Raw genomic sequence first — 21,650 nt, forward strand, 5'->3', positions numbered from 1 at the left:
GCCGGTCAGCGGGAACGGCGTCGCGGCTCGCGCGTCCTGAGGACGAACGAGACCATGCCGATGAGACCGGCGGCCAGGAAGTACCAGCCGAGGTCTCGCGCCCACACCAGAGCCGGGGTCGTGGTGGAGCTGAGGGGGACCTCGTCCACCATGGCACCCGGCTCGAACCATGTCAGGGAGTCGATCGTCGCGCCGTCCGGCCCGATGATCGCACTCGTCCCGACGGTCGAGATGTTGACCACGCTGCGCCCGGTCTCGATGGCCCGCAGGCGAGCGATGGCGAGCTGCTGGACGCTCTCGTCCGTCCGGCCGAAGTCGGCGTTGTTGGTCTGCCCGAGGATGACCTGGGCTCCCCCGTCGACCATCGCGTTCGTCAGCGCGTCGTCCGAGATGTCGAAGCAGATCGCGATGCCTGCGAGGACGCCGTTCACGTCGAAGACGTTGGGACGGGTGCCGATCGAGTAGTCCCGGCTCACCAGGTCGACCAGGTCCGGAGCGAACATCCGCCAGAACGCGCGGTCCGGCATGTACTCGGCGAACGGGACGGGATGCACCTTGTCGTAGACCTGCGTCGCCCCCTCCCCCGCCTTCCAGAGCAGCGAGCTGTTGTAGAAGACGTCGTCCGAGGGGTTCGTGATCGTGCCCACGACGAACGGCGCGTCCATCGTCCGGCTGAGGTAGTCGAGGACGGCGGCCGACCGGGCGTTCCGGGTCGGATCGATGTCGACGCCGTTCTCGGGCCACACCACCATGTCGACGTCCTGATCGAGGATCGGCAGCGTCGCCGAGGTGTGGTCCTCGAGGATCTGCCCGCGGTAGCTCTGCGAGAACAGGCCCGCATCGGAGTCGCCCTGGACGGCGGCGATCCGGGTCGTGCCCTCCGTCGGTGCCGGCCAGGCGGGGAACACCAGCGCCACGATCGCGAAGCCCGCGAGGGCGCTGACGCGAGAGGAGGCCGGGACGGACATCTCGCGGACGGCCTGCGCGAGCACGGCCGCGAGGAACGCCACCACGAAGCCGAGGCCGGCGAAGCCGATCCACGCCGCGAGACCGGCGAGCGGGCCGAGGGACTGCGAGATCGCGAGGCGGCCCCAGGCGAAGCCGCCGTAGGGCCAGACGCTGGTGATCGACTCGCGCCCGATCCAGAGCGCCGCAAGGAGGGCGGGGAGGCCGACCATCCGGCCGAGCGGTCCCGTCCAGACGCGGTGGCCGCGCGTGGAGACGACCGCCATCAGCCCCGCGGAGAGCGCGAAGAAGATCGCCTGCAGGCCGGCGAGGGCCGCCCACGGGACCGGGCCGAGGTAGAGGGTCAGCCACTCGATGTGGACGCCCCAGAAGACCGCTCCGCCGACGAGGCCGACGAGGCTTCCGCTCCAGAAGCCGCGCCCCCCCAGCGCGAACAGGATCGCCGCGGCGCCCACGATCGCCAGCGGCCAGACGTCGGAGTCGGGGAAGCCGCGGTCGAGCACGGCGCCGCCGAGGGCGGCGAGGGGCAGCGCCACCCACAGCGGAACGGTCCGCCCGTCGGGCGGAGGAGCGATCGGCGTCATGCGACCGTCGAGTACGCGACGATGCCGCGGCGGACCAGGTCGAGGGCGGTCCGGGCCGCGCGGCCGACCTTGCCCTCGGCGACGACGGAGAGCTGGTCGAGGAGGTCGATGGTCTGCTTCGCCCAGCGCACGAAGTCGCCGGCGGCCATGTCGGACTCGCGGAGCACCATGTCGAGCGGCATGCCCTTGGCCCACATGTTCATCGACAGCGCCAGGCTCGTCGAGATCGGGTTGCTGCCCGGCAGGCGGTGCTCCCGCTCGACGTCGTCGAGCCGGGCCCACAGAAGCTGGGTCCTCTCCAGCGCCTCGGGGAACGCGCCGCGGGGCAGGAACTGCTCGCCGAGCGTCCCCTCCTCGCGTCGCGGCTCGAAGACCAGGCAGCACGCCATCGCCGCGAGGCCGGCCGGATCGAGCTCCGTCCACGCCTGCTTCCGGAGGCACTCGGCGACGAGCAGGTCCCGCTCCCCGTAGATCCGGCGGAGCGTGCGACCGTTGGGCGTCAGCGAGAGCTCGCCGACCTCGTCCCGGCGGAAGTAGCCGAGCTCGAGCAGCACGTCCGTGATGTGGTCGAAGATGCGGGCGACGGCGCCGGTGCGCGAGCGGATCTGGCGCTCGATCTCGTCGGTCTCGCGGCGCAGCTTCCACCAGCGCTCGGCCCAGCGCGCGTGCTGCTCGCGGTCGGAGCAGGCGTGGCACGGGTGCGCCTTCATCCGACGCCGCAGGCTCGTGAGCTGTCCCTGGCGCTTCTCGCGCTCGGCGTGGGAGGCCGACTCGCCGCGCACCGCGCCCCGGCGCTCGAGGTCGCCGATCTCACGGCGGATCGCCGCGTACTGCTCGAAGTCGCCCAGGTGGCACTGCATCGCCGTGACGTAGCCCGCCATCGACTCCTCCTGCTGGCGGACCCGGCGGGCGAGATCGACGACGGACCGGTCGGCCTGGAACTGCGCGAACGACGACTCGAGGATCTCGCGCGTGCGCACCCGCCCGAACTGCTCGATCAGGTTCGCGGCCATGTTGTAGCTGGGGCGGAAGCTGGAGTTGAGCGGGTAGGTCCGCCGGGAGGCGAGGGACGCGACCGCCTGAGGGTCCATCCCGCCGCGCCACTGGATCACCGAGTGGCCCTCGACGTCGATGCCGCGTCGGCCCGCCCGGCCGGTGAGCTGGGTGTACTCCCCCGGTGTGATCGGGACGCGCGCCTCGCCGTTGAACTTCTCGAGCTTCTCGAGGACGACCGTGCGGGCCGGCATGTTGATGCCGAGCGCGAGCGTCTCGGTCGCGAAGACCACGCGCACGAGCCGGCGCAGGAACAGCTCCTCGACGACCTCCTTAAAGGCGGGGAGCATCCCGGCGTGGTGCGCGGCGACGCCCCGCTGGAGTCCGTCGAGCCACTCCCAGTAGCCGAGCACCGCGAGGTCCTCGTCGCGGATCGTCCGGCACCGCTCCTCGACGATCGCGCGGATCTCGTCGCGCTCGTGGCGCTCGGTGAGGCGCACGCCCGACCGCAGCACCTGGCGCACGGCCTGGTCGCAGCCCGCACGGCTGAAGACGAAGAAGATCGCGGGGAGGAGGTTCTTGCCGCGGAGGATCTCGACGACCTCCGAGCGCAGCACGAGCTCCTCGCTGCGCTGCTCCGGGTAGCGGCCGCGACCGCCTCGGCCGTTGCGGCCGCCCCTGCCGCCGCGCTCGACCCGGGAGCCGCCCTGGGCCATGCGGGCGAGCTCGGGGTTCACCCGGTTCGTCGCCGCCCGACCGGAGGAGTCGAAGAGGTCGACCAGCTTGCCGCCCACCAGGACGTGCTGGTCGAGCGGGACGGGCCGCTCCTCGGAGACGATGACCTCGGTCTCGCCCCGGACGGTCTGGAGCCAGTCGCCGAACTCCTCGGCGTTCGACACGGTCGCGCTGAGCGAGACCAGCCGCACGCGCTGCGGGAGGTGGATGATGACCTCCTCCCAGACGGCGCCGCGGAAGCGGTCGGCGAGGTAGTGCACCTCGTCCATCACGACGTAGGCGAGGTCGCGCAGGAGGTCCGAGTCGGCGTACAGCATGTTGCGCAGCACCTCGGTCGTCATCACGACGATGCGGGCGCGCGCGTTGACGTTCGAGTCGCCGGTCAGCAGGCCGACCTCGGAGGCTCCGTAGTCCTCGACGAACTCCTGGAACTTCTGGTTGCTCAGCGCCTTCATCGGCGTCGTGTAGAAGACCTTGGCCGTCGGGTCCTGCATGGCCAGGTGGATCGCGAACTCGGCCACCGCGGTCTTGCCGGCGCCGGTGGGCGCGGCGACGAGGACGCTGTGGCCGTCGTCGAGCGCGCTGCAGGCCTCGTACTGGAAGGGGTCGAGGTCGAACGCGAGGGTCGAGCGGAACGCCTCGACCCTCGCGTGGCCCTGGCGCGTCCGGAACGCGGCGAACCGCTCGGCGGGAGACGGTCCGGTCACGCGGGCAGATCGGAGGGGCTGCCGTCAAACACCAGCTGGCGCTTGGCGGCGCGCCGGTCGTGCAGGATCGCGATCCCGCAGGCGAGGAAGAACAGGAAGATGATCGGGATGGCCAGGAGGAACATCGAGATCGGGTCGGCCGCGGGGGTCGCGATCGCCGTGAAGAGCACGATCGCCATGATCGCGATGCGCCACGACTTGAGGATCAGCATGCCGGGGAGGATGCCGAGGAAGTTGAGGAGCACCAGGAAGACGGGCAGCACGAAGGCGATGCCGACGACCAGCACGAGCTTGAGAACGAACTCGTAGTAGATCTTGGCGTCGAGGAAGCTCGCCGCGTTGCTGCCGGTGAAGCTCGTCAGGAGCTCCACGATGTGCGGGAACACGAACCAGCCGGCCGCGCAGCCCGCGAAGAACAGCGGGATGGCGGTGAGGATGAAGCCGAGGCCGTACCGCATCTCCTTGCGGGTCAGGCCCGGGACGAGGAACGCCCAGATCTGGTACAGCCAGACCGGGCTTGCCAGGACGATGCCCACCGTGATGGCGATCTGCAGCCGCAGGTCGAAGGCACCGGCGATCGTCGGGAAGTTGAGGATCGCCTCCTTGCCCTGGGTGGAGGCCACCTCGGAGATCGGAGCCTTGAGGGCCTCGAAGACCCACTCCGAGACGAACCACCCCGCGACGCACGCGATGACGATCGCGATCGCCGACTTGAAGAGCCTGTTGCGAAGCTCGACGAGGTGCGCCCCGAGCGACATGCGCCCGTCGGGGTTCTTCGTCCGCTTCGTCCGTGGCTTCTTCGGTGCCACGGACGTCATTACTTGAGCGGGGACTCGGGCGGCGTGGTGGTGCCGGTGCCGGTGGTCGTGCCGGTGGATCCGGCGACGGTGCCGGTGGTCCCCTCGGTCGACTCACGGCGCTCGGTGCCGTCCTCGTCCTTCATGGTCTTGACCTCGCTCTTGAAGATCCGCATCGACTGCCCGACACTGCGGGCCAGCTGCGGGAGCTTGGGCGCACCGAACAGGAGGAGGATCACGGCGAGGATGATGAGGAGGTGCCACCCCTGGAGGCCAGCGAACATTGCAGACTCACTTCACTTGTCGGTTGCGGTGTACGAGGAGCTTACCCTGTTCGACCCGTTCTGACCGGCGGAGATCGATCCTGTCGCGACGTGCGTCACGCCGGCCCTCGTGCGCACGCCTCACGTCGTCGCGATCGGCGAACAGCGACGAGGACGGCCGGGGCGGCAGGTCGTCCGTCATTCCAGGACTCAGTGTCTCGAGTTTCGCGGTGACCTCGGACAGCTGTCCGAGGAGCACCTTCCCCTTGCGCCAGTAGGAGAGGGCGAAGAGGACCAGCATCGCCAGAGCGCCCAGCGCGAGGCCGAGCCAGATCAGGATCCACGACCACCAGGTCACGACGGCTCCCCCTCGTTCGCGGCGAGCGCGGAGGCCGCCCAGAGCGCGACCGCGGTGCGCGCCTCGGGGGGTGCCACCACGGTGACGAGACCCGCCAACGACGCCACCAGGCGCGTCAATCCCTCCAGATGGGCGACGCGGAGACGGACGAGGACACCGTGGTCCTCCTCCCCCGGCACGGGATCGGGGAACTCGGCGTCGGCCGCGTAGTCGCCCAGCAGCACGACGGCGCTGGGGGCGACGCGCAGGTCCACGACGAGATCGGAGGCGGAGGCCTCGAAGAGCCGTTCCGAGAGGGTCACCTCGTTGCGGCGCCGGACGATCGGCGTCCCCGTGTCGCGGAGGGAGCGCATCCTGTCGACCCGGAACGTCCTGACGCCCTCGCGGAGGTGGTCCCATCCGCGCAGGTACCAGTCCCGATCGACCGATTCGAGCACGAAGGGGTCGACGAGCCGGGACTCGGTCTCGCCGCGGGCGCTGCGGTAGTCGAAAGCGACCTGCGTCGCCGAGCCCATCGCTGTCCGCAGGAGCGCCACAGCGCTGTCCGCGCCCGTGCCGCGCGAGACCGCGACCGCGCTCGGGGCCGAGGAGGCGCCGCGTGCGAGCTTCCCCATCAGCGAGGCGATCCGGTCGTTGCCCTGGTTCTCGGGCAGCGCTGCGAGGTACTGCATGCCGGCGATGAGGGCGGCGGCCTCCCGCGCCGAGAACCTCGGCGAGTCGTCGATCGCGACCTGGTGGGTGAGGACGACGTGGTCGTTCTCCTCGAAGTCGTCCCAGCCGATGTCGAAGAGGTCGTTCGCCTGGTACTGCGCGGTCTCGCCGGGGATGCCCGAGACGGCGATGAGGCGCACCGCGCGGCGCACCTCCTCCTCCGGGATCTCGAAGTGCGCGGCGACCTCGGCGACGGAGACGCGGCCCCGGTCGAGCAGGTAGGGAACGAGGGAGAGGAGGACGGCCAGGCGGTCGCGCGCCTGCAGGGAGCGGGGTCTAGCCACGGGGATCCCCTCCATGGTCGTCCAGGGTGCGGCGGAGGCGGTCGAGGACGCGGCGGCGGAGCTCCTCCGGCTCGAGCACCCGCACCTCGGGACCGTGACCGGCGAGCTCGTCCGCGAGCACGTCCGGGTCGGTGTAGTGCAGGCGCAGCAGGCCCTGGCCCTCGCCCTCGGCCTCGGCACGCCCGCCGAGACGGAGGGCGGCGTCGGAGTCGGGGGCGACGCGCAGGAGCGCGCTGTTGCGCTGCAGGATCTCGTCGAGCTGGGCGAGAGCGGTCGCCGCGTGGTCCCCCTCCGCGGGAGGCGCGGTGCGGCCGGTGGACGCGACCGGCCCGACGATCCGCGACAGGAGGAAGGTCCGCGTGCCCTCGGCGCCCTCGTCCCAGCCGTGGAGGTGCCAGCGCCCCTGGTGGTTCACCAGGGCGCGGGGCTGCACGGTGCGCATGCGCGGCTCCTCGCCGCCGGGCTTCAGGTAGGGGAAGCGGACGACCTGGCCGCGGTCGAGCGCGGCGTTGAGCGGCTCGAACGAGGCCTCGCGGACCCGGATCGAGGGGCTGATGCCGATGACGGGGTCGACGGACTCGACCCCGATCGAGCGCAGCTTGATCAGCGCGCGCCGCGACTCCGCCGAGAGCGTCCCCTCGCGCCAGACCGCCCCGGCCAGGCGGAGCAGCGCGAGCTCCTCCGGATCGAAGGTCAGGTCGGCCGGGAGGTCGTAGCTGCGCTTCGCGATGCGGTACCGGACGGTCTGGGTGTTGCCCGGATCGCCCGGGGCATCGACCGTCTCGATCGGGATGCCCAGCTCGCGCAGGTCGTCCTTGTCGCGCTCGAACTGGCGCTCGAGCGAGGTCCGGTCGCCCCGGCCCACCCGCTGCCGGTAGCCCTGCACTGTGGAGAGGACGTCGGCCTTCGTCAGTCCGTTCTCGGCCGCGACGAGCGCGAGCACGAGGTTGAACAGACGCTCCTCGGCCGGGACGCGGCTCGAGGACGGGGCGTCGGAAGGCACGCCCTCCAGTCTAGGGCCGGGCCCGGTCAGACCTTTCCGAGGATGTCGGCGACGAAGATCAGCGTCGCGCCGCCGGGGATCCCGCCCTGAGGGGAGCCCTGGTCGCCGTAGCCCAGGTCCGGCGGGATGACCGCGATGACCTGGGATCCGACGGGCTGGCCGATGAGGGCTTCGGCGAATCCGGCGATGACTCCGCCCTGGGTGGTCGAGCCGTCGGCGGCAGTGAACACGGCGGGAGCGCCCTTCTCCCAGCTGGAGTCGAACACCTTCCCGTCGCTCCACTGCCAGCCGGTGTAGGCCACGACGACCTGGTCGCCCTCGGCGACGACGTCGCCGTCGCCCTTCTTGAGCTGGGCGATGCGGAGGTCGGACGGTGCGTCGCCCGAGGGCTTCGCGAGCCCCGGGCGTCCGTCGTCGCCGAGCGTCACCGTCGGGAAGCCGTCGGGCCCGGGCTGGGCGGCGCCGTTCGCGCGGGCCAGCGAGGCCTCGCGGACGTCCGCGACGAGCACGAGCGTGTCGTCCTCCGAGATGCCGAGCTGCGACGAGGACTGGCCGAAGCCGTCCTCGGGGGCGATCGCGATGGCGACGCGCGAGCCGACCTGCGTGCAGAGGAGGCCCTCGTTCAGGCCGACGAGCCCGGCTCCGCCGACGCCGAAGCGGGCGGTGCTCGACCCGTCGTAGGGCGAGGTCTCGAGGACCGTGCCGTCCGCGCCGTTGACCAGGGTGTAGTCGATGGTGACGAGCTGGCCCTTCTCGAGCGGTGCGCCCGAGCCCTCGATGAGGGTGCTGACCTGCGTGCCGTCCGCCTTCAGCGGCGTCGGGACGCTGACGTCCGGCTTCGCTCCGAAGTCGCCCGTGGCGCTGACCGCCGCCGAGGAGTCGCCGGAGGAGAACGGAGCGTCGCAGTCCGCCTGCGAGGAGGACGCGGTGCATCCGGTGAGAGCGGCGACGATGCCGATGCCGGCGATGAGCGCGGTGGTCCTGCGCACGGGTCCTCGATTCGAGAGAAGGGGAGCGGTGACGCCCGAGGTGGAGACGGCCCGGAGGCCGGGAACAGCTTAGAGGATGCCCTCGTCGTCGGGCTCCGCGGTCTCCTCGCCGAACCCGCGGGCCCGGGAGAGCTCGGCGCTGGTGGCGGACTCGCGGACCCGCTTGCGCAGGCTCTTGGGGCTCACGGCGCGCTCGCCGAGCGCGCCGGGGGTCCAGGCCTCCACGTCCTCGTCGCTGAAGTCCGTCTTCGACGGGCGACGCTTGAGCTCGGGGAGCACGGTGTCCGGAGCGAGCCGGCGAGCGGTGATGAGGAAGCCGGTGTGGCCGATCATCCGGTGGTCCGGCCGGACCGCGAGGCCCTCGACGTGCCAGCCGCGGACCATGGTCTCGTTCGACGACGGGTTCGTGAACAGGCCCGAGGCGCGGATCGCCTCCGCCGTCCGCGAGAGCTGCGTGACGGTGGCCACGTAGCAGAGGAGTACTCCGCCGGGCGTGAGAGCGTCGGCGGCGACGTCGAGGCACTCCCAGGGCGCGAGCATGTCGAGCACGACGCGGTCGGCCTCGCCGGACGGGACCGTGCCGGGCAGCGCCTCGACGAGGTCGCCGACGGTGACGCTCCAGTTGTCGGGCGTGTAGCCGAGGAAGGTCTCGATGTTCGCCCGTGCGACATCCGCGAACTCCTCGCGCCGCTCGAACGACGACAGCCGGCCGGTCGGACCGACCGCCCGCAGCAGCCAGAGCGAGAGCGCGCCGGAGCCGACACCGGCCTCGACCACGCGGGCGCCGGGGAAGACGTCGGCGAGGGCGAGGATCTGGGCCGCGTCCTTCGGGTACACGATCGCCGCGCCGCGGGGCATCGACATCACGAAGTCGGCGAGGAGAGGGCGCAGCGCGAGGTGCTCGACGCCGACGGTGTTGGTCACCACCGAGCCGTCGGGCAGCCCGATCACCGTGTCGTGCTCGATGCCGCCCCGGTGCGTGTGGAACACCTTGCCGGGAACGAGCGTGATGGTGTTCATCCGCCCCTTGGGTCCCGTCAGCTGGACGCGGTCCCCCGCGCGGAAGGGTCCGGAATGCTGCAGTGCCTCACCGGTCATCGGCGGGCCTCCGTCTCGGTCGTGGCCGGGCCGGAGCCGCGGTGCTCGGAGGACAACGTCGCGAGGTCCGCGACGGTGCGGCCCGCGAGAGTGGGCCAGAGGGCGTAGGGGGCGGCGGGATCCAGCTCCAGCTGGTGCGGGACGCCGATCGCCGCGGCTCCGGAGGCGACGGCCGCGCCGAGGCCCGTGAGGGAGTCCTCGATCGCGACGCATGCGGTGATGTCGACACCGAGGGTGCTCGCGGCGAGGAGGTACGCCTCGGGGTGGGGCTTGCTGCGCTCGACCATGTCGCCGCTGACGACGGCGGCGAAGGCGGGGAACGGGATCCGGTCCACGACGGCCGCGGCCATCCGCGAGATCGACATCGTGACCAGCGCCTGCGGCACACCCGCCTCGGACACCGCGCGCAGCAGCTCGAGCGCGCCCGGTCGCCACGGGATGCTCACGGCCAGCTGGTCGACGACCTCGTCGGTCATCCGGTCGATGATCGCGTCGACGGAGAGGTCGACGCCCTTGCCCTGCAGGATGCGGGCGGCGGCGGGCAGGCCCGAGCCGACGAGTCCCATCGCGTCCTCGTGGGTCCACACTCCGCCGAAGGAGGAGACGAGCGCGTGCTCCGACGCCATCCAGTACGGCTCGGTGTCGACGAGCGTCCCGTCCATGTCCCAGAGGACGGCGGCGGGGGCGGACGCTCCTCCGAGCGGCTCGGAGGACAGCGGCCGGGCGGAGGTCTCGGGAGTCACGAGCGACCATGGTACCGGCAGGGCCGCGCCCCTCCCCGGCCGCGGGCCGAGAGCGAACAGCGCGGCCGATCCCGCCGGACGGGACGGGCGGGGCCGGGGGCGGTCCTATCCTGGACGGAGGGACAGGCGCGGTGTGCGCTCCCCGCACATCGAGCCGAACGCGGAGATCCTGCCTATGAACGTGATCACGGGGAACGTCCTGGTCGTGGCCTTCGAGGGCTGGAACGACGCCGGGGACGCCGCCAGCGGCGCGCTGCGGCTGGTCAAGGACGCCGGGGAGTACGTGCCCCTCTTCGCCGTCGACGCCGAGCAGTACTACGACTTCCAGTACACCCGCCCCATGCTCTCGATCGGCGAGGACGGCCGCCGCAGCCTCGCCTGGCCCGGCACCCAGATCTTCGGCCCGGCCGACACCTCGGTCGACGCCGAGAGCGCGCTGTACCTCATGATCGGCACCGAGCCCTCGCGCAGCTGGAAGAGCTTCGCGGCCGAGGTCGTCGACGCCATGCTCGCGATCGACATCTCCGCCGTCGTCTTCCTCGGCGCGATGCTCGCCGACGTCCCGCACACCCGGCCGATCTCGATCTTCGCCTCGAGCGAGAACGCGGAGCTGCGGAGCTCCTTCGAGCTCGAGCGCTCCAGCTACGAGGGGCCGGTCGGCATCCTCAGCGTGATCGGCGAGGCCGCGCAGAAGGTCGGCATCCCCGCCGTCTCGATCTGGGCCTCCGTCCCGCACTACGTGCACAACGCGCCCTCGCCCAAGGCGATGCTGGCGCTGCTCGAGAAGCTCGAGGAGGTCGTCGGCCTGGCGATCCCCCGCGGCGACCTCGTCGAGGAGGCGGAGGAGTGGGAGCGCGGCATCGACGCCCTCGCCGCCGAGGACGAGGAGATGGCGTCGTACATCGCCCAGCTCGAGCAGGCGCGCGACACCGTCGACTCGCCCGAGGCGAGCGGCGAGGCGATCGCCCAGGAGTTCGAGCGCTACCTGCGCCGCCGCGGCGACGGCCGCTCCGGCGAGGAGCCCTGGCGGCCGTAGCCTCCGCCGGCGCCCGCTCGTCCGAGACGGTCGTCGATCACGGGACCGCTGCCGGCCGATGCCCCTCCCGGCCGCCCTGACGGGACCCGCCCCTGACAGGACTCGCGCCGTCCGGCACTCGAGGCTTACGGGACTCGAGCCTGACGGGGTTCAGGCCGGGCGCACCCCGAGCAGGGCGTCGACCGCGTCGCGCAGGAGCGACGGGTCGTCCACGCCCTCGGTCAGTGCGGCGTCGACGACGGCGAGGGCGGCCGGAGTGCCGAGGTCGTCGGCCAGCGCCTCGCGCAGCTGCGCCAGCACCTCGAGCGCCGAGCGCGGTCCCACGGCGGCGAGGGCCGCCTCCCAGCGCGCCAGGCGCGCCTCGGCCGACGGCAGGTCCTCGGGCAGCCACTCCCAGTCGGAGCGGTAGTGGTGCGCGAGGAGCGCGAGGCGGATCGCCCGCGGGTCCGCGCCCTCGCTCCGCAGACGTGAGACCAGCACCAGGTTCCCGAGCGACTTGCTCATCTTCTCGCCCTGGTAGGCGACCATCCCGGCGTGAGCGTAGGCGCGGGCCAGAGGAAGGCCGGACAGCGAAGCGGCGTGGCCGGCGCTGAACTCGTGGTGCGGGAAGACCAGGTCGCTCCCGCCGCCCTGCAGGGTGAACTCGGGTCCGAGCCGGTCGAGGGCGATCACCGAGCACTCGATGTGCCAGCCCGGACGGCCGCGGCCGACCTCGGCGTCCCAGGCGGGCTCGCCGGCGCGCTCGGCCCGCCAGAGCAGCGGATCGAGGGGGTCGCGCTTGCCGGCGCGCTCCGGGTCGCCCCCGCGCAGCGCCGAGAAGCGGGCCATCGACTCCGCGTCGAGCCGGCTCTCGCTGCCCAGGTGCCAGACGGCGCTCTCGGCCGCGGCGATGTCGTAGTAGAGGTCGCTCGCACCCTCCTCCGCCGCGTCCGGAGCAGCGACGCGGTAGGCGACGCCGTCGCGCTCCAGGCGGGCGACCGCCTCCGCGATGGGATCCACGGTCTCGGCGACTCCGACGTAGTGCTGCGGAGGCAGGACGCGCAGGGCGGCCATGTCGCGGCGGAACAGCTCGACCTGCTCCTCGGCGAGGTCGCGCCAGTCGACGCCGGTGGCCGTCGCACGCTCGAGCAGCGGGTCGTCGACGTCGGTCACGTTCTGGGCGTACTCGACCGTGTAGCCCGCGTCGAGCCAGACGCGCTGGACCGTGTCGAAGGCGAGGTAGGTCGACGCGTGCCCGAGGTGGGTGGCGTCGTAGGGCGTGATGCCGCAGACGTAGAGGCTCGCGACTCCGCTGGGCGCGTCGAGCTCGACGGGGCCGGCGGTCGCGGTGTCGTGCAGGCGCGGTGCGCTCCCCCGGCCGGGCAGGGCGGGGACGGCGGCGGCGGTCCAGGCGCGCATCTAGGCGGCGATCAGGCCGGTGGCGAGCGCGACCATGAGGACGACGCCGAGGACGATGCGGTACACGACGAACGGGAGGAAGCTGCGGCGGGAGATGTAGCTCATGAAGAACGCGATCACGACGAAGCCGACCACGAACGCGACGATGGTCGCCACGAGGGTCTCGAGGCCGCCGACCTGGACCTGGTTCGGGAGCACGACCGGGTCGCTGATGCTCTTGTACAGCTGGTAGAGACCGCTGCCGAACACCGCGGGGATCGCGAGGAGGAAGGAGTAGCGCGCCGCCGCCTTGCGCTCGTAGCCGAGGAAGAGGCCCGCGGTGATGGTGCCTCCCGAGCGCGAGACGCCGGGGATCAGGGCGAGTGCCTGCGCGCCTCCGAAGATCAGGCCGTCGCGGACGCCCAGGTCGCGCAGGCGGCGCTTCTTCGCGCCGACCGCGTCGGCGATGCCGAGCAGGATGCCGAAGAGGATGAGGGTGGTGGCCACCACCCACAGAGAGCGGAGGGTCGTCTCGATCGCGTCCTGGAAGACGAGGCCGAGGACGATGATCGGAAGGCTGCCCAGGATGATGAGCCAGCCCATGCGGGCGTCCGGGTCCGAGCGCGGGATCCGGCCGACGAGGGAGCGCGCCCAGTGCGACACGATCCGCACGATGTCGCGCCAGAAGTAGATGATGACGGCGGTCTCGGTGCCCAGCTGCGTGATCGCGGTGAAAGCGGCTCCGGTGTCGCGGCCGCCGAGACCGGGCAGCAGCTCGCTGACGATCCGGAGGTGGGCGCTGGAGGAGATGGGGAGGAATTCGGTCAGACCCTGGACGAGTCCCAGGATCAGCGCGTCGAGCAGGCCCATGCGTCACTTTCGAGGAGGGCTGGGGCGTCGTCGGCCAGCAGTCGGTCGGGATCGGTCGGTGCTGACCCGGTCCGCGGCGCCGTCAGGAGCTCAGCAGGAGATCGGTCAGGACCTTCCTGCCAAACACTAGTGCGTCCAGTGGAACGCGCTCGTCGACCCCGTGGAACAGCGCCGGGAAGTCCAGGGACGACGGCAGCTGGAGCGGCGCGAACCCGTATCCGGTGATGCCGAGCGTCGAGAGCGCCTTGTTGTCGGTGCCTCCGGAGAGCAGGTACGGGAGGACCTCGGCGCCCGGATCGAACCGGCGGATCGAGGCGGCCATGCTCTCGACGAGGGGGCCGGCGAAGGGCACCTCGAGTCCGATGTCGCGGTGCTGGACGAGGATCTCGACGTGCTCGCCCGCGAGGACCTTCAGGCGCTCGAGCACCGCGTCCTCCTCGCCGGGGAGGACGCGCACGTCGATGGTGGCGTCCGCGGTGTCCGGGATGACGTTGGCCTTGTAGCCGGCCGACAGCATCGACGGATTGGCGGTGGTGCGCAGCGTCGCGGCGATGAAGCGCGAGGCGGTGCCGGTGGCGAGTGCCAGCTCCTCCGGAGTGCTGCGCTGAGGGTCGTGGCCGAGCAGGCGGGCGACCTCGTCGAGCAGCTCGCGCGTGGTGTCGGTGAGGCGGGTGGGCCACTCCTCGCTTCCGATGCGGGCGATCGCCTGCGCCAGCCGGGTGACGGCGTTCTCGGAGTTGATCTGCGAGCCGTGCCCCGCCGTGCCGTGCGCGCGGAGGGTCAGCCACATCAGCGCCTTCTCGCCCGTCTGCACGAGATAGGCCCGCTTGCCGGCCAGCTCGATCGAGTAGCCGCCGACCTCGCTGATCGCCTCGGTCGCTCCGGCGAACAGCTCGGGCCGCTCACGGGCCAGGAATCCCGATCCCCGCACACCGCCCGCCTCCTCGTCGGCGAAGAAGGCGATGACGAGGTCGCGGGAGGGGCGCCTCCCCTCACGGAGGATGTCGCCGAGCGAGGCGAGGATCATCGCGTCCATGTTCTTCATGTCGACCGCGCCGCGGCCCCAGAGCATGCCGTCCTTGATCTCGCCGCCGAACGGGTCGACGCTCCAGTTGTCGGCGATGGCGGGCACCACGTCGAGGTGCCCGTGGACGACGAGGGCGCCGCGCTCGCGGTCCTCCCCGGCGACCCGCGCCACGACGCTCGTGCGTCCCGGGTCGGAGTCGATCAGCTCGGGCTCGAGGCCGAGGTCGCGCAGCTTCGCCGCGACGTACTCCGCGGCCGGGCGCTCCGGCTCCGCCTTCCCGTCGCCGTAGTTGCTGGTGTCGAAGCGGATGAGATCGCGCGCGATGAGCGCCGTCTCGTCGAGGGTGCTGTCGGTCACGGGCGCGCTGTCGATGCTGTCGGACATGCGGGCAACGGTACCGGCGCGGGCTCGACGGCGCGCGGAGGACGGTGGGCCGGGAGGTGGCGTGAGAGGCCCCGGAACCGTGCTAATGTCTTCTTCGGCCGCGGAAACGCAGGTCGAAGGAAACACTCGTCCGGGTGGCGGAAATGGCAGACGCGCTAGCTTGAGGTGCTAGTGCCCGTATAGGGCGTGGGGGTTCAAGTCCCCCCTCGGACACACTGATCGGAACCCCTCGTCTCTCCTCGGAGAGGCGGGGGGTTCCGTCGTTCCCGGCACCGTCCGCTCCTCGCGCCGGCGGGAAAGATGCTGTGGTCGGAGAGAGCAGACGCCCCGCTCTTTCCCGAAGAGGCGGGGCGTCTCCTGCAGTAAACGGGCGCTCCTGCAGTAAACGGGCGCTCCTGCACCGCAGGGGCGCTCCTGCACCGCAGGGCCCTCCTGCACAGACCGTGCCTCGGCGTCAGACGCCTGCTGTCGCCGGCGACCAGCCGAGAGCCGGAGCGATCGATTCCACGACAGTGCGCAGGAGCCGCGCGTTGTACTCGACCCCGAGCTGGTTGGGAAGGGTGAGCAGCAGCGTGTCCGCCTCCTGCACGGCGGCGTCCGCAGCGAGCTCGGCGGAGACGGCGTCCGGCTCGCCCGTGTAGCTGCGGCCGAATCGGGCGCGGACGCCCTCGAGGGTGGCGACCTGGTCCTGCTCGCCGCGGCCGCCGAAGTACAGCCGGTCGAGATCGGTCGTGATCGGAAGGACGCTGCGCGACACGGAGACGCGCGGGGTGCGCTCCCAGCCCGCCTCGCTCCACGCGTCGCGGTACTCGCGGATCTGGCGGGCCTGCAGCTCGTCGAAGGGCACGCCCTCCTCCTCCAGGAGCAGGGTCGACGACTGCAGGTTCATGCCCTGCTCGGCTGCCCAGCGCGCGGTCGCGAAGCTGCCGGCACCCCACCAGATCCGGTCCTCGAGGCCGGGCGAGCGCGGCTCGATCGAGAGCGGGAGCGATTGGCGCGTCATCGCCGGATCCGACTGCGCGACCGGCGCTCCGGCGAGCGCCTCCCGGAGGATGCGCACCTTCTGCCGGGCGAGGTCGGCGTCGGTCATCCCCTCCGGGGGGACGAAGCCGAACGCCTCGGACCCGCGCAGGGCGGTCTCGGGCGATCCCCGGCTGACCCCGAGCTCGAGCCGGCCGTCGGAGATCAGGTCGGTGGCGGCCGCCTCCTCCGCCATGTAGAGCGGGTTCTCGTAGCGCATGTCGATGACCCCGGTGCCGATCTCGATGCGGCGGGTGCGCGCGGCGATCGCCGCCAGCAGCGGGAACGGCGAGGCGAGCTGCGGCGCGAAGTGGTGCACGCGGACGTAGGCGCCGTCGATGCCGATCTCCTCCGCCGCCTCCGCGAGCTCGATCATCTGGAGGAGGACGTCGCGAGCCGAGCGGGTCTGAGACCCGGGGACGGACTGGTAGTGGCCGAAGGAGAGGAAGCCGATGCGCGAGACCATGCCTGCCTCAGCGCCCGGGGGTCCCCCGCTATTCCCGGAGGGTGTGCACGGCGGACGCCGAACCGCGACACCGCTCCCGAGGAGTCCTCAATACACGTATGGTGGTCGCGTGCCCGCTGATCGGGGCGGAGAGGGGTCGTCGTGGAGCCGATGGTCGGTCGCCTCGGGGCGACTCTCGGGGTCGCCATGCAGACGATCAGCGGGTCGCAGGTGCAGGCAGGCGCTCTCCGTCCGCAGCGGAACCGGTCGCCCAGTCGCGTCTTCGCGTCAGTGCGCCTCGAAGTCGGCGGAGACCGAGGCGGTGACCTCGATGTCCTCCGGCTTGAGGGCCAACGGCTCCTCAGGAGAGGAGAACGCCTTGGCGCGGCTCATCATCGCCGAGCCGCCCTCGATGCGCGTGTGCGGCCGCAGTCCCGGCTCGAAGAGGGTCAGCACCCGCACCTCGGTCAGGCCGAGGGCCGCCGCATAGGCCTCGGCCCGCTCGCGCGCGTCGCGGACGGCAGCGGTGCGGACCTCGCGCTCGATGCCCGCACGTCGTGCCGCCGTCACGTCCCAGTCGACCCCCGAGATCTGGATCCCCGGCACCTCCGAGATCGAGCCGACCCAGCGCCCGAGAGCCGCGAAGTCCCGGTACTTCACCCGGACCCCGGCGGCCGCGACATGGAACAGCTGCGTGACGTCCGAGTCCTTGATGTACCGGCGGATCGAGGAGACCGAGATCTGATCGGAGGACCACCAGGTGGCGGCGCCGGACGCCTGCTCGGCGGCCGCCTCCTCACGGACCCGCGCGTGCAGGGCAGTGACCTCGGCGAGCGCCTGGGGCCGGGATCGCGACTCGCGCCGGATCTCGAGGCGGACGGTGCCCCGCTCGGCGGGGTGGAAGTGCTGGGCGAGACCGGCGACGGTGATGGTGACCATGGCCCCATCGTGCCGTACGCACCCCGTCAGCTCCGAGCGGCGAGCATCTCCCGGATGCGGTCGGCGAGGGCCCGTTCCGTCGTCAGGTTGCTGACCAGCTGGGCTCGGTGCCCCCCGCAGGCGCCTGGGAGGGGAGCTCCGCTGCTCGGGTCGACCCGGCTCAGCAGTGCCCGCTCCCCCTGGGCGATCGAGGCCTCGAGCAGGGCGAGCCGCCGCTCGAGCCTCTCGGTCTCGAAGCTCTCGGGCGTGATGTCGGACTCGCGGAAGTGGCCGGCTGTGGAAGTGGGGACGCTCATCGATGATCCGTTCCGTCGGGGGCGCCCAGGAGCGGCGCCATCACCAGGAAGACACCGGAGAACGGCGATCATGACGCGAAGGCGCGAAATGCACTGAGACGTGGCGCGCCACCGGCGGTCAGGAGCGGAAGACGGCCAGGTTCTCGTTCTCCACGATGGCGAGGGTGCGGACGAGGCGGGTGTAGCGCTCGACGAGCTCGCCCTCCCCCGCGCCCTGCCCCAGCAGGGCCGAGATGCTCTCGGCGGGGAAGAGGGAGACGATCTCCATCGCGACGGCCCGAGCGTGCTCGGAGGAGAGAGTGCGCGCGTACTCCAGAGCGCGGGTCAGCTGCGGCCTCTCCTCCCCCTCCGGACTCGCCGACGGCGCCGTCGTGGCGGCATGGCCGAGGACCGCCACGAAGACGCGGGCGATCTCGTCGACCCGGAGTGCGCGGACCAGGGTCAGCAGACGCGAGGAGACGCGGGAGACGCCGCGCGCGAGGAGCTCTCCGCTGAGGGCGCGCACCTCGATCACGTCGCCGCCGCCGAACTCGCCGGAGACGCGCTTGATGCCCGAGGCGAACAGGCTCGAGCCGGCTCCGATGCTCCGCTCGGCCTCGAGGTTGATCTCGACGCGGCCGCGGCCGGTGGCCACTCCGGAGATCCAGCGCTGCTCCACGGGCGGATGCGCGTGCACGGCGCGGACGAGGGTGCCCGGGCCCGGCCCTCCCAGGGCGCCCAGGATGACCTCGGGGGTGCGCGCCCCGGCGATCCTGGTCGAGACGCCGTTGTGCGCGGCGAGCTCGGCGGCCCGCAGCTTGGAGCGGATGCCCCCTCGGCCGGTGCCGCCCTTCTGCACGCCGATGCGGCGCAGCTCCGAGATGCCCAGCTCCTCGAGGTGCACGCCCTCGGCGATGCTGCCGGCGAAGACGCCGGGGACGTCGGTGAGCAGCAGCAGCAGGTCCGCGCCGAGGAGCATCGCCAATCCGCCGGCGACGCCGTCGTTGTCCGAGCCGGCGGAGTCGATCGTGTCGTTGCCGTTGACCACGGGCACGACTCCGGCGTCGAGGGCGTGGCGGATCGCCTCGGCGACGTGTGCCATCTGCCGGGGAGAGGCGAGGTCGGACTCGCCGATGAGGATCTGCGCGACCAGGGCGCCCGAGAGCTCGGCCACCGAGCGGTAGAAGCCCATCAGGACGGTCTGGCCCACCGCTGCCGCCAGGCGGGCGCTGATCGGCTCCTCCTGCGAGCGGGCGAAGAGCGCCCGGCCCGAGGAGACGGCGCCGGAGGAGACCAGCACGACGTCCCAGCCCAGCGCGCGGGCGGCGAAGGCGCTCTCGAGCGCGCTGGCCAGGAGAACGGGATCCGGACCCGACTGCTTGGTGACCGAGCTGGACCCCATCTTGACCACGAGGGTCCTTCTGCGCGGCGCGGCCGGGGCGGTGGCGTCGGAGTCGGCGGGGTCGGGCAGGGCGTCGGACATGGCTCCCATGGTAGAGGCGCGGCAGGAGGCCCTTCCTCGCCGAGACCCGGTGGAGAACGCCCCCGGACGGGAATGTCGGGGGCGGATGCGAGACTGCCCGGGACGTCTGTTACCTCCTCCTCAGTGCGCCTTGCCGGGCGGTCGCGGAAGGGTCCGAGCGGCTCGCCGGTGGATGTCGGTGGCGATTGACATACTCGAACACATGTTCGAACATGGGCAGATGAGTCCCCCTTCATCCCTCGTCTCCGCGGAGACGGCCGAGGCCGCAGAGCCCCTTCTGCGGCAGCTCGCGTCGGTGAAGGAGCTGCAGTCCCGCATCCGGGACATGCAGGCGACCACCCTCGAGACCAGGAGCCTCGCCACCCTGCCGGCCTTCTCCTCCGTGCTCCCGGGCGGCACGCTCAAGCAGGGTGCCGCCTACTCCGTGGAGGGCTCGATGAGTCTGGCGATGGGGCTGCTCGCCGGCCCGTCCGCCGAGGGCTCGTGGTGCGGCGTGGTGGGCGTCCCGGAGTTCGGGGCCGAGGCCGCGGCAGGCATAGGGATCGACCTCGAGCGCCTGGTGCTCGTGCCCGCACCTGCCGAGCACTGGGTCACCGTCACCGCCGCTCTGGTCGATGTGCTGACCGTCGTGCTCACCCGTCCGCCCGACTCCGTCTCCTCGGCCGACGTCTCGCGTCTGGGAGCACGACTGCGCCAGCGGGGTGCCGCGCTCGTGGTCCTCGGCGAGTGGCCCCAGGCCGAGGCGCGGCTCAGCATCCGCAGCAGCCGCTGGGAGGGGCTCGGCGACGGCCACGGCTACCTGCGCTCCCGGGAGGCGATGGTCGATGTGGTCGGCCGGGCCGGCACCCGGGTGCGCACGGTGCGGATGAGCATGCCCGGCGTCGAGAGCGCCTTCGGCTCCCGGGTCGAGCACGGCCGCCTGCACGAGCGGGCGGTCTGAGATGGCGAGCGCACCCGAGCTGCGGCGGACGATCCTCGTCTGGTGCCCCGACTGGCCCCTCCTCGCGGCCGCCGCCGACGCCGGCCTCGGCGACGAGCACCCCCTGGCCCTCACGGAGAAGAGCCTGGTCTTCGCCTCCTCCCCCGCTGCCCGGGCGGAGGGGGTCCGGCGGGGCATGCGCGTGCGCGAGGCGCAGTCCCGTTGCACGGGTCTCGCCGTCCTCCCGTACGACCCGGTGCTCGACCACCGGGCGTTCGAGCCGCTCATCCAGGCGCTCGAGGAGATCACCCCGGGCGTCCAGCTGATCCGGCCCGGTCTGTGCGCGATCCGTGCCCGCGGTCCGCGCCGCTACTACGGGAGCGAGCAGAGCGCGGCCGAGGCGATCCTGCAGCGGCTGGCCGAGCTGGGTCTTCCCGACGCCCGCATCGGGATCGCCGACGGGCTCTTCGCCTCCGAGCTCGCCGCGAAGCACTCCGGCCGCCCCGTCGCCGTCGTGCCCCCAGGAGCAGCGGCAGACTTCCTCGCCCCGCTCCCGCTCGACGCCCTCGAGACCGAGTCCGTCGCAGCCCCTGCCCGTGCTCCCCGCCGGGGGGACGACCTGGTGGCGCTCCTGCGCAGACTCGGCGTCCGCACCCTCGGCGCCTTCGCCGCCCTCCCTCGCGAGGACGTCGCCGCCCGGTTCGGACCGGAGGGCGCCCACGCGCACCTCCTCGCCGCCGGTGCGGAGTCGGAGACGGTGGTGCCCCGGCTCCCGCCGGAGCGCCTCGACCGGGCGATGGAGTTCGAGCCCCCTCTGGACCGCATCGACCAGGCCGCCTTCGCCTTCCGCGTCCCCGCGGAGGAGTTCGTCGCCGGGCTCACCCGCGCACAGCTGGTCGCGACCGCTATCCGCATCGAGGTCGTCAGCGAGCGCGGTGAGGTCTCCTCCAGGAGCTGGCTGCACCCGAGATGGTTCACCCCGGGCGACGTGCTCGACCGGGTCCGCTGGCAGCTGCAGGGCAGCGGGGAGATCGACACCGGTCTCGGAGCGCCGATCTCGCGGCTGTGCGTCGAGCCCGAGGCGGTCGACGCGATCGGCAACCACGAGCAGGGTCTCTGGGGCACCGCTCCGGAGGAGCGCGTCCACCACGGGCTGAGCCGCGTGCAGAGCATGCTCGGGCACGAGGCCGTGATGACCGCGTCGATCGGAGGGGGTCGATCCCTCCGCGACCGCCAGCACCTGATCCCCTGGGGCGACCGGGAGCCGGGCGACGCACGGCCGAGGACCCTGCCCTGGCCCGGCTCCCTGCCGCCGCCCCTCCCGCCGACGGTCTTCGCGGAGCCCGCGGCCGTGCTGGTCCGCGGACCGAGGGGCGAACCCGTCGCCGTCGACGAGCGCGGCGCCCTCAGCTCCGTGCCCGCCTACTTCACCCCCGGGACCTCTCAGGCACGCCTGGAGCCCCTCGCCGGATGGGCGGGTCCCTGGCCGATCGACGAGCGCTGGTGGGATCCGAGCACCGCCGTCCGCTACGACCGCTTCCAGGTGGTCGACGCCGCCGGTGTCGCCTGGCTGCTGCTCTGCCTCGACGGGGTCTGGGCCGCAGAGGCCCGCTACGACTGAACCGGAGCATCCCTCCACCACCG

The 21,650-nt window shown here is 72.2% G+C and carries 20 protein-coding genes and 1 tRNA gene; 4 read left to right on the forward strand and 17 right to left on the reverse strand.

The features are described from left to right. Positions 1 to 5 precede the first annotated feature (5 nt). From lnt to C5C35_RS08270, 10 genes are all read right to left on the reverse strand, one after another. On the reverse strand, positions 6 to 1,550 hold the full coding sequence (gene lnt, locus C5C35_RS08225; protein WP_104262923.1) for an apolipoprotein N-acyltransferase: 1,545 nt from the start codon (positions 1,548 to 1,550) through the stop codon (positions 6 to 8). Continuing rightward, complete coding sequence (locus tag C5C35_RS08230) at positions 1,547 to 3,985, reverse strand: RNA helicase (RefSeq protein WP_104262924.1); 2,439 nt, start codon at positions 3,983 to 3,985, stop codon at positions 1,547 to 1,549. Before C5C35_RS08230 ends, lnt begins: the two co-directional genes overlap by 4 nt. Beyond that, the gene (tatC, locus tag C5C35_RS08235; RefSeq protein ID WP_374952911.1) at positions 3,982 to 4,803 is read right to left on the reverse strand and encodes a twin-arginine translocase subunit TatC; all 822 of its coding nucleotides are present in this window, start codon (positions 4,801 to 4,803) and stop codon (positions 3,982 to 3,984) included. Before tatC ends, C5C35_RS08230 begins: the two co-directional genes overlap by 4 nt. Next, positions 4,803 to 5,066: a Sec-independent protein translocase subunit TatA gene (tatA, locus tag C5C35_RS08240; protein WP_104222022.1), complete on the reverse strand. Its 264-nt coding sequence runs from the start codon at positions 5,064 to 5,066 to the stop codon at positions 4,803 to 4,805. The genes tatC and tatA overlap by 1 nt, the downstream gene beginning before the upstream one ends. A 7-nt stretch (positions 5,067 to 5,073) precedes the next feature. Next, complete coding sequence (locus C5C35_RS08245; protein ID WP_104222020.1) at positions 5,074 to 5,403, reverse strand: hypothetical protein; 330 nt, start codon at positions 5,401 to 5,403, stop codon at positions 5,074 to 5,076. Beyond that, on the reverse strand, positions 5,400 to 6,398 hold the full coding sequence (locus C5C35_RS08250) for a YafY family protein (RefSeq protein ID WP_258059235.1): 999 nt from the start codon (positions 6,396 to 6,398) through the stop codon (positions 5,400 to 5,402). The genes C5C35_RS08245 and C5C35_RS08250 overlap by 4 nt, the downstream gene beginning before the upstream one ends. Then, a complete protein-coding gene (locus tag C5C35_RS08255; protein ID WP_104262925.1) occupies positions 6,391 to 7,401 on the reverse strand; it encodes a YafY family protein in 1,011 nt (336 codons plus the stop codon). Before C5C35_RS08255 ends, C5C35_RS08250 begins: the two co-directional genes overlap by 8 nt. Positions 7,402 to 7,427: 26 nt before the next feature. Continuing rightward, a complete protein-coding gene (locus C5C35_RS08260; RefSeq protein ID WP_104262926.1) occupies positions 7,428 to 8,390 on the reverse strand; it encodes an FKBP-type peptidyl-prolyl cis-trans isomerase in 963 nt (320 codons plus the stop codon). 69 nt (positions 8,391 to 8,459) lie between these two features. Further along, a complete protein-coding gene (locus tag C5C35_RS08265; protein WP_104262927.1) occupies positions 8,460 to 9,488 on the reverse strand; it encodes a tRNA (adenine-N1)-methyltransferase in 1,029 nt (342 codons plus the stop codon). Further along, positions 9,485 to 10,231, reverse strand: coding sequence for an HAD family phosphatase (locus tag C5C35_RS08270; RefSeq protein ID WP_258063225.1), 747 nt, complete (start codon positions 10,229 to 10,231; stop codon positions 9,485 to 9,487). Before C5C35_RS08270 ends, C5C35_RS08265 begins: the two co-directional genes overlap by 4 nt. 175 nt (positions 10,232 to 10,406) lie before the next feature. Here C5C35_RS08270 and C5C35_RS08275 point away from each other — a divergent pair, with 175 nt between their 5' ends. Then, on the forward strand, positions 10,407 to 11,267 hold the full coding sequence (locus C5C35_RS08275; RefSeq protein ID WP_104222142.1) for a proteasome assembly chaperone family protein: 861 nt from the start codon (positions 10,407 to 10,409) through the stop codon (positions 11,265 to 11,267). A gap of 150 nt (positions 11,268 to 11,417) precedes the next feature. On the opposite strand, the gene mshC is transcribed toward C5C35_RS08275, so the two are convergent. The 3 genes from mshC to C5C35_RS08290 all read right to left on the reverse strand — a co-directional run bounded on the left by mshC (position 11,418) and on the right by C5C35_RS08290 (position 14,925). After that, positions 11,418 to 12,665 (reverse strand): cysteine--1-D-myo-inosityl 2-amino-2-deoxy-alpha-D-glucopyranoside ligase, encoded by a 1,248-nt coding sequence (mshC, locus tag C5C35_RS08280; RefSeq protein ID WP_104262928.1) that lies wholly within the window; start codon positions 12,663 to 12,665, stop codon positions 11,418 to 11,420. Continuing rightward, complete coding sequence (locus C5C35_RS08285) at positions 12,666 to 13,514, reverse strand: undecaprenyl-diphosphate phosphatase (protein ID WP_104222008.1); 849 nt, start codon at positions 13,512 to 13,514, stop codon at positions 12,666 to 12,668. An 82-nt stretch (positions 13,515 to 13,596) separates the two neighbouring features. After that, the gene (locus C5C35_RS08290; protein ID WP_181068004.1) at positions 13,597 to 14,925 is read right to left on the reverse strand and encodes a M20/M25/M40 family metallo-hydrolase; all 1,329 of its coding nucleotides are present in this window, start codon (positions 14,923 to 14,925) and stop codon (positions 13,597 to 13,599) included. Positions 14,926 to 15,053: 128 nt separating this feature from the next. Here C5C35_RS08290 and C5C35_RS08295 point away from each other — a divergent pair. After that, a tRNA-Leu gene (locus C5C35_RS08295) sits at positions 15,054 to 15,138 on the forward strand. 241 nt (positions 15,139 to 15,379) lie between these two features. Here the strand turns inward: C5C35_RS08295 and C5C35_RS08300 are convergent. The 4 genes from C5C35_RS08300 to proB form a co-directional block, all read right to left on the reverse strand. After that, on the reverse strand, positions 15,380 to 16,411 hold the full coding sequence (locus tag C5C35_RS08300; protein WP_104262929.1) for an LLM class flavin-dependent oxidoreductase: 1,032 nt from the start codon (positions 16,409 to 16,411) through the stop codon (positions 15,380 to 15,382). A gap of 267 nt (positions 16,412 to 16,678) precedes the next feature. Then, the gene (locus C5C35_RS08305) at positions 16,679 to 17,329 is read right to left on the reverse strand and encodes an SIMPL domain-containing protein (protein ID WP_104225267.1); all 651 of its coding nucleotides are present in this window, start codon (positions 17,327 to 17,329) and stop codon (positions 16,679 to 16,681) included. A 26-nt stretch (positions 17,330 to 17,355) separates the two neighbouring features. Beyond that, positions 17,356 to 17,625, reverse strand: coding sequence for a hypothetical protein (locus C5C35_RS08310; protein ID WP_104250347.1), 270 nt, complete (start codon positions 17,623 to 17,625; stop codon positions 17,356 to 17,358). Positions 17,626 to 17,743: 118 nt separating this feature from the next. Next, positions 17,744 to 19,087, reverse strand: coding sequence for a glutamate 5-kinase (gene proB, locus C5C35_RS08315; protein WP_160034332.1), 1,344 nt, complete (start codon positions 19,085 to 19,087; stop codon positions 17,744 to 17,746). 220 nt (positions 19,088 to 19,307) lie between these two features. Here proB and C5C35_RS08320 point away from each other — a divergent pair, with 220 nt between their 5' ends. Together C5C35_RS08320 and C5C35_RS08325 are read left to right on the forward strand one after the other, a co-directional pair. Further along, positions 19,308 to 20,027, forward strand: a complete 720-nt coding sequence (locus C5C35_RS08320; protein WP_104262931.1) for a hypothetical protein — start codon at positions 19,308 to 19,310, stop codon at positions 20,025 to 20,027. A gap of 1 nt (position 20,028) precedes the next feature. Continuing rightward, complete coding sequence (locus tag C5C35_RS08325) at positions 20,029 to 21,627, forward strand: DNA polymerase Y family protein (protein WP_104262932.1); 1,599 nt, start codon at positions 20,029 to 20,031, stop codon at positions 21,625 to 21,627. Positions 21,628 to 21,650 lie beyond the last annotated feature (23 nt).

This window comes from Rathayibacter sp. AY1F8 (genome assembly GCF_002932165.1).
GTDB lineage: Bacteria > Actinomycetota > Actinomycetes > Actinomycetales > Microbacteriaceae > Rathayibacter.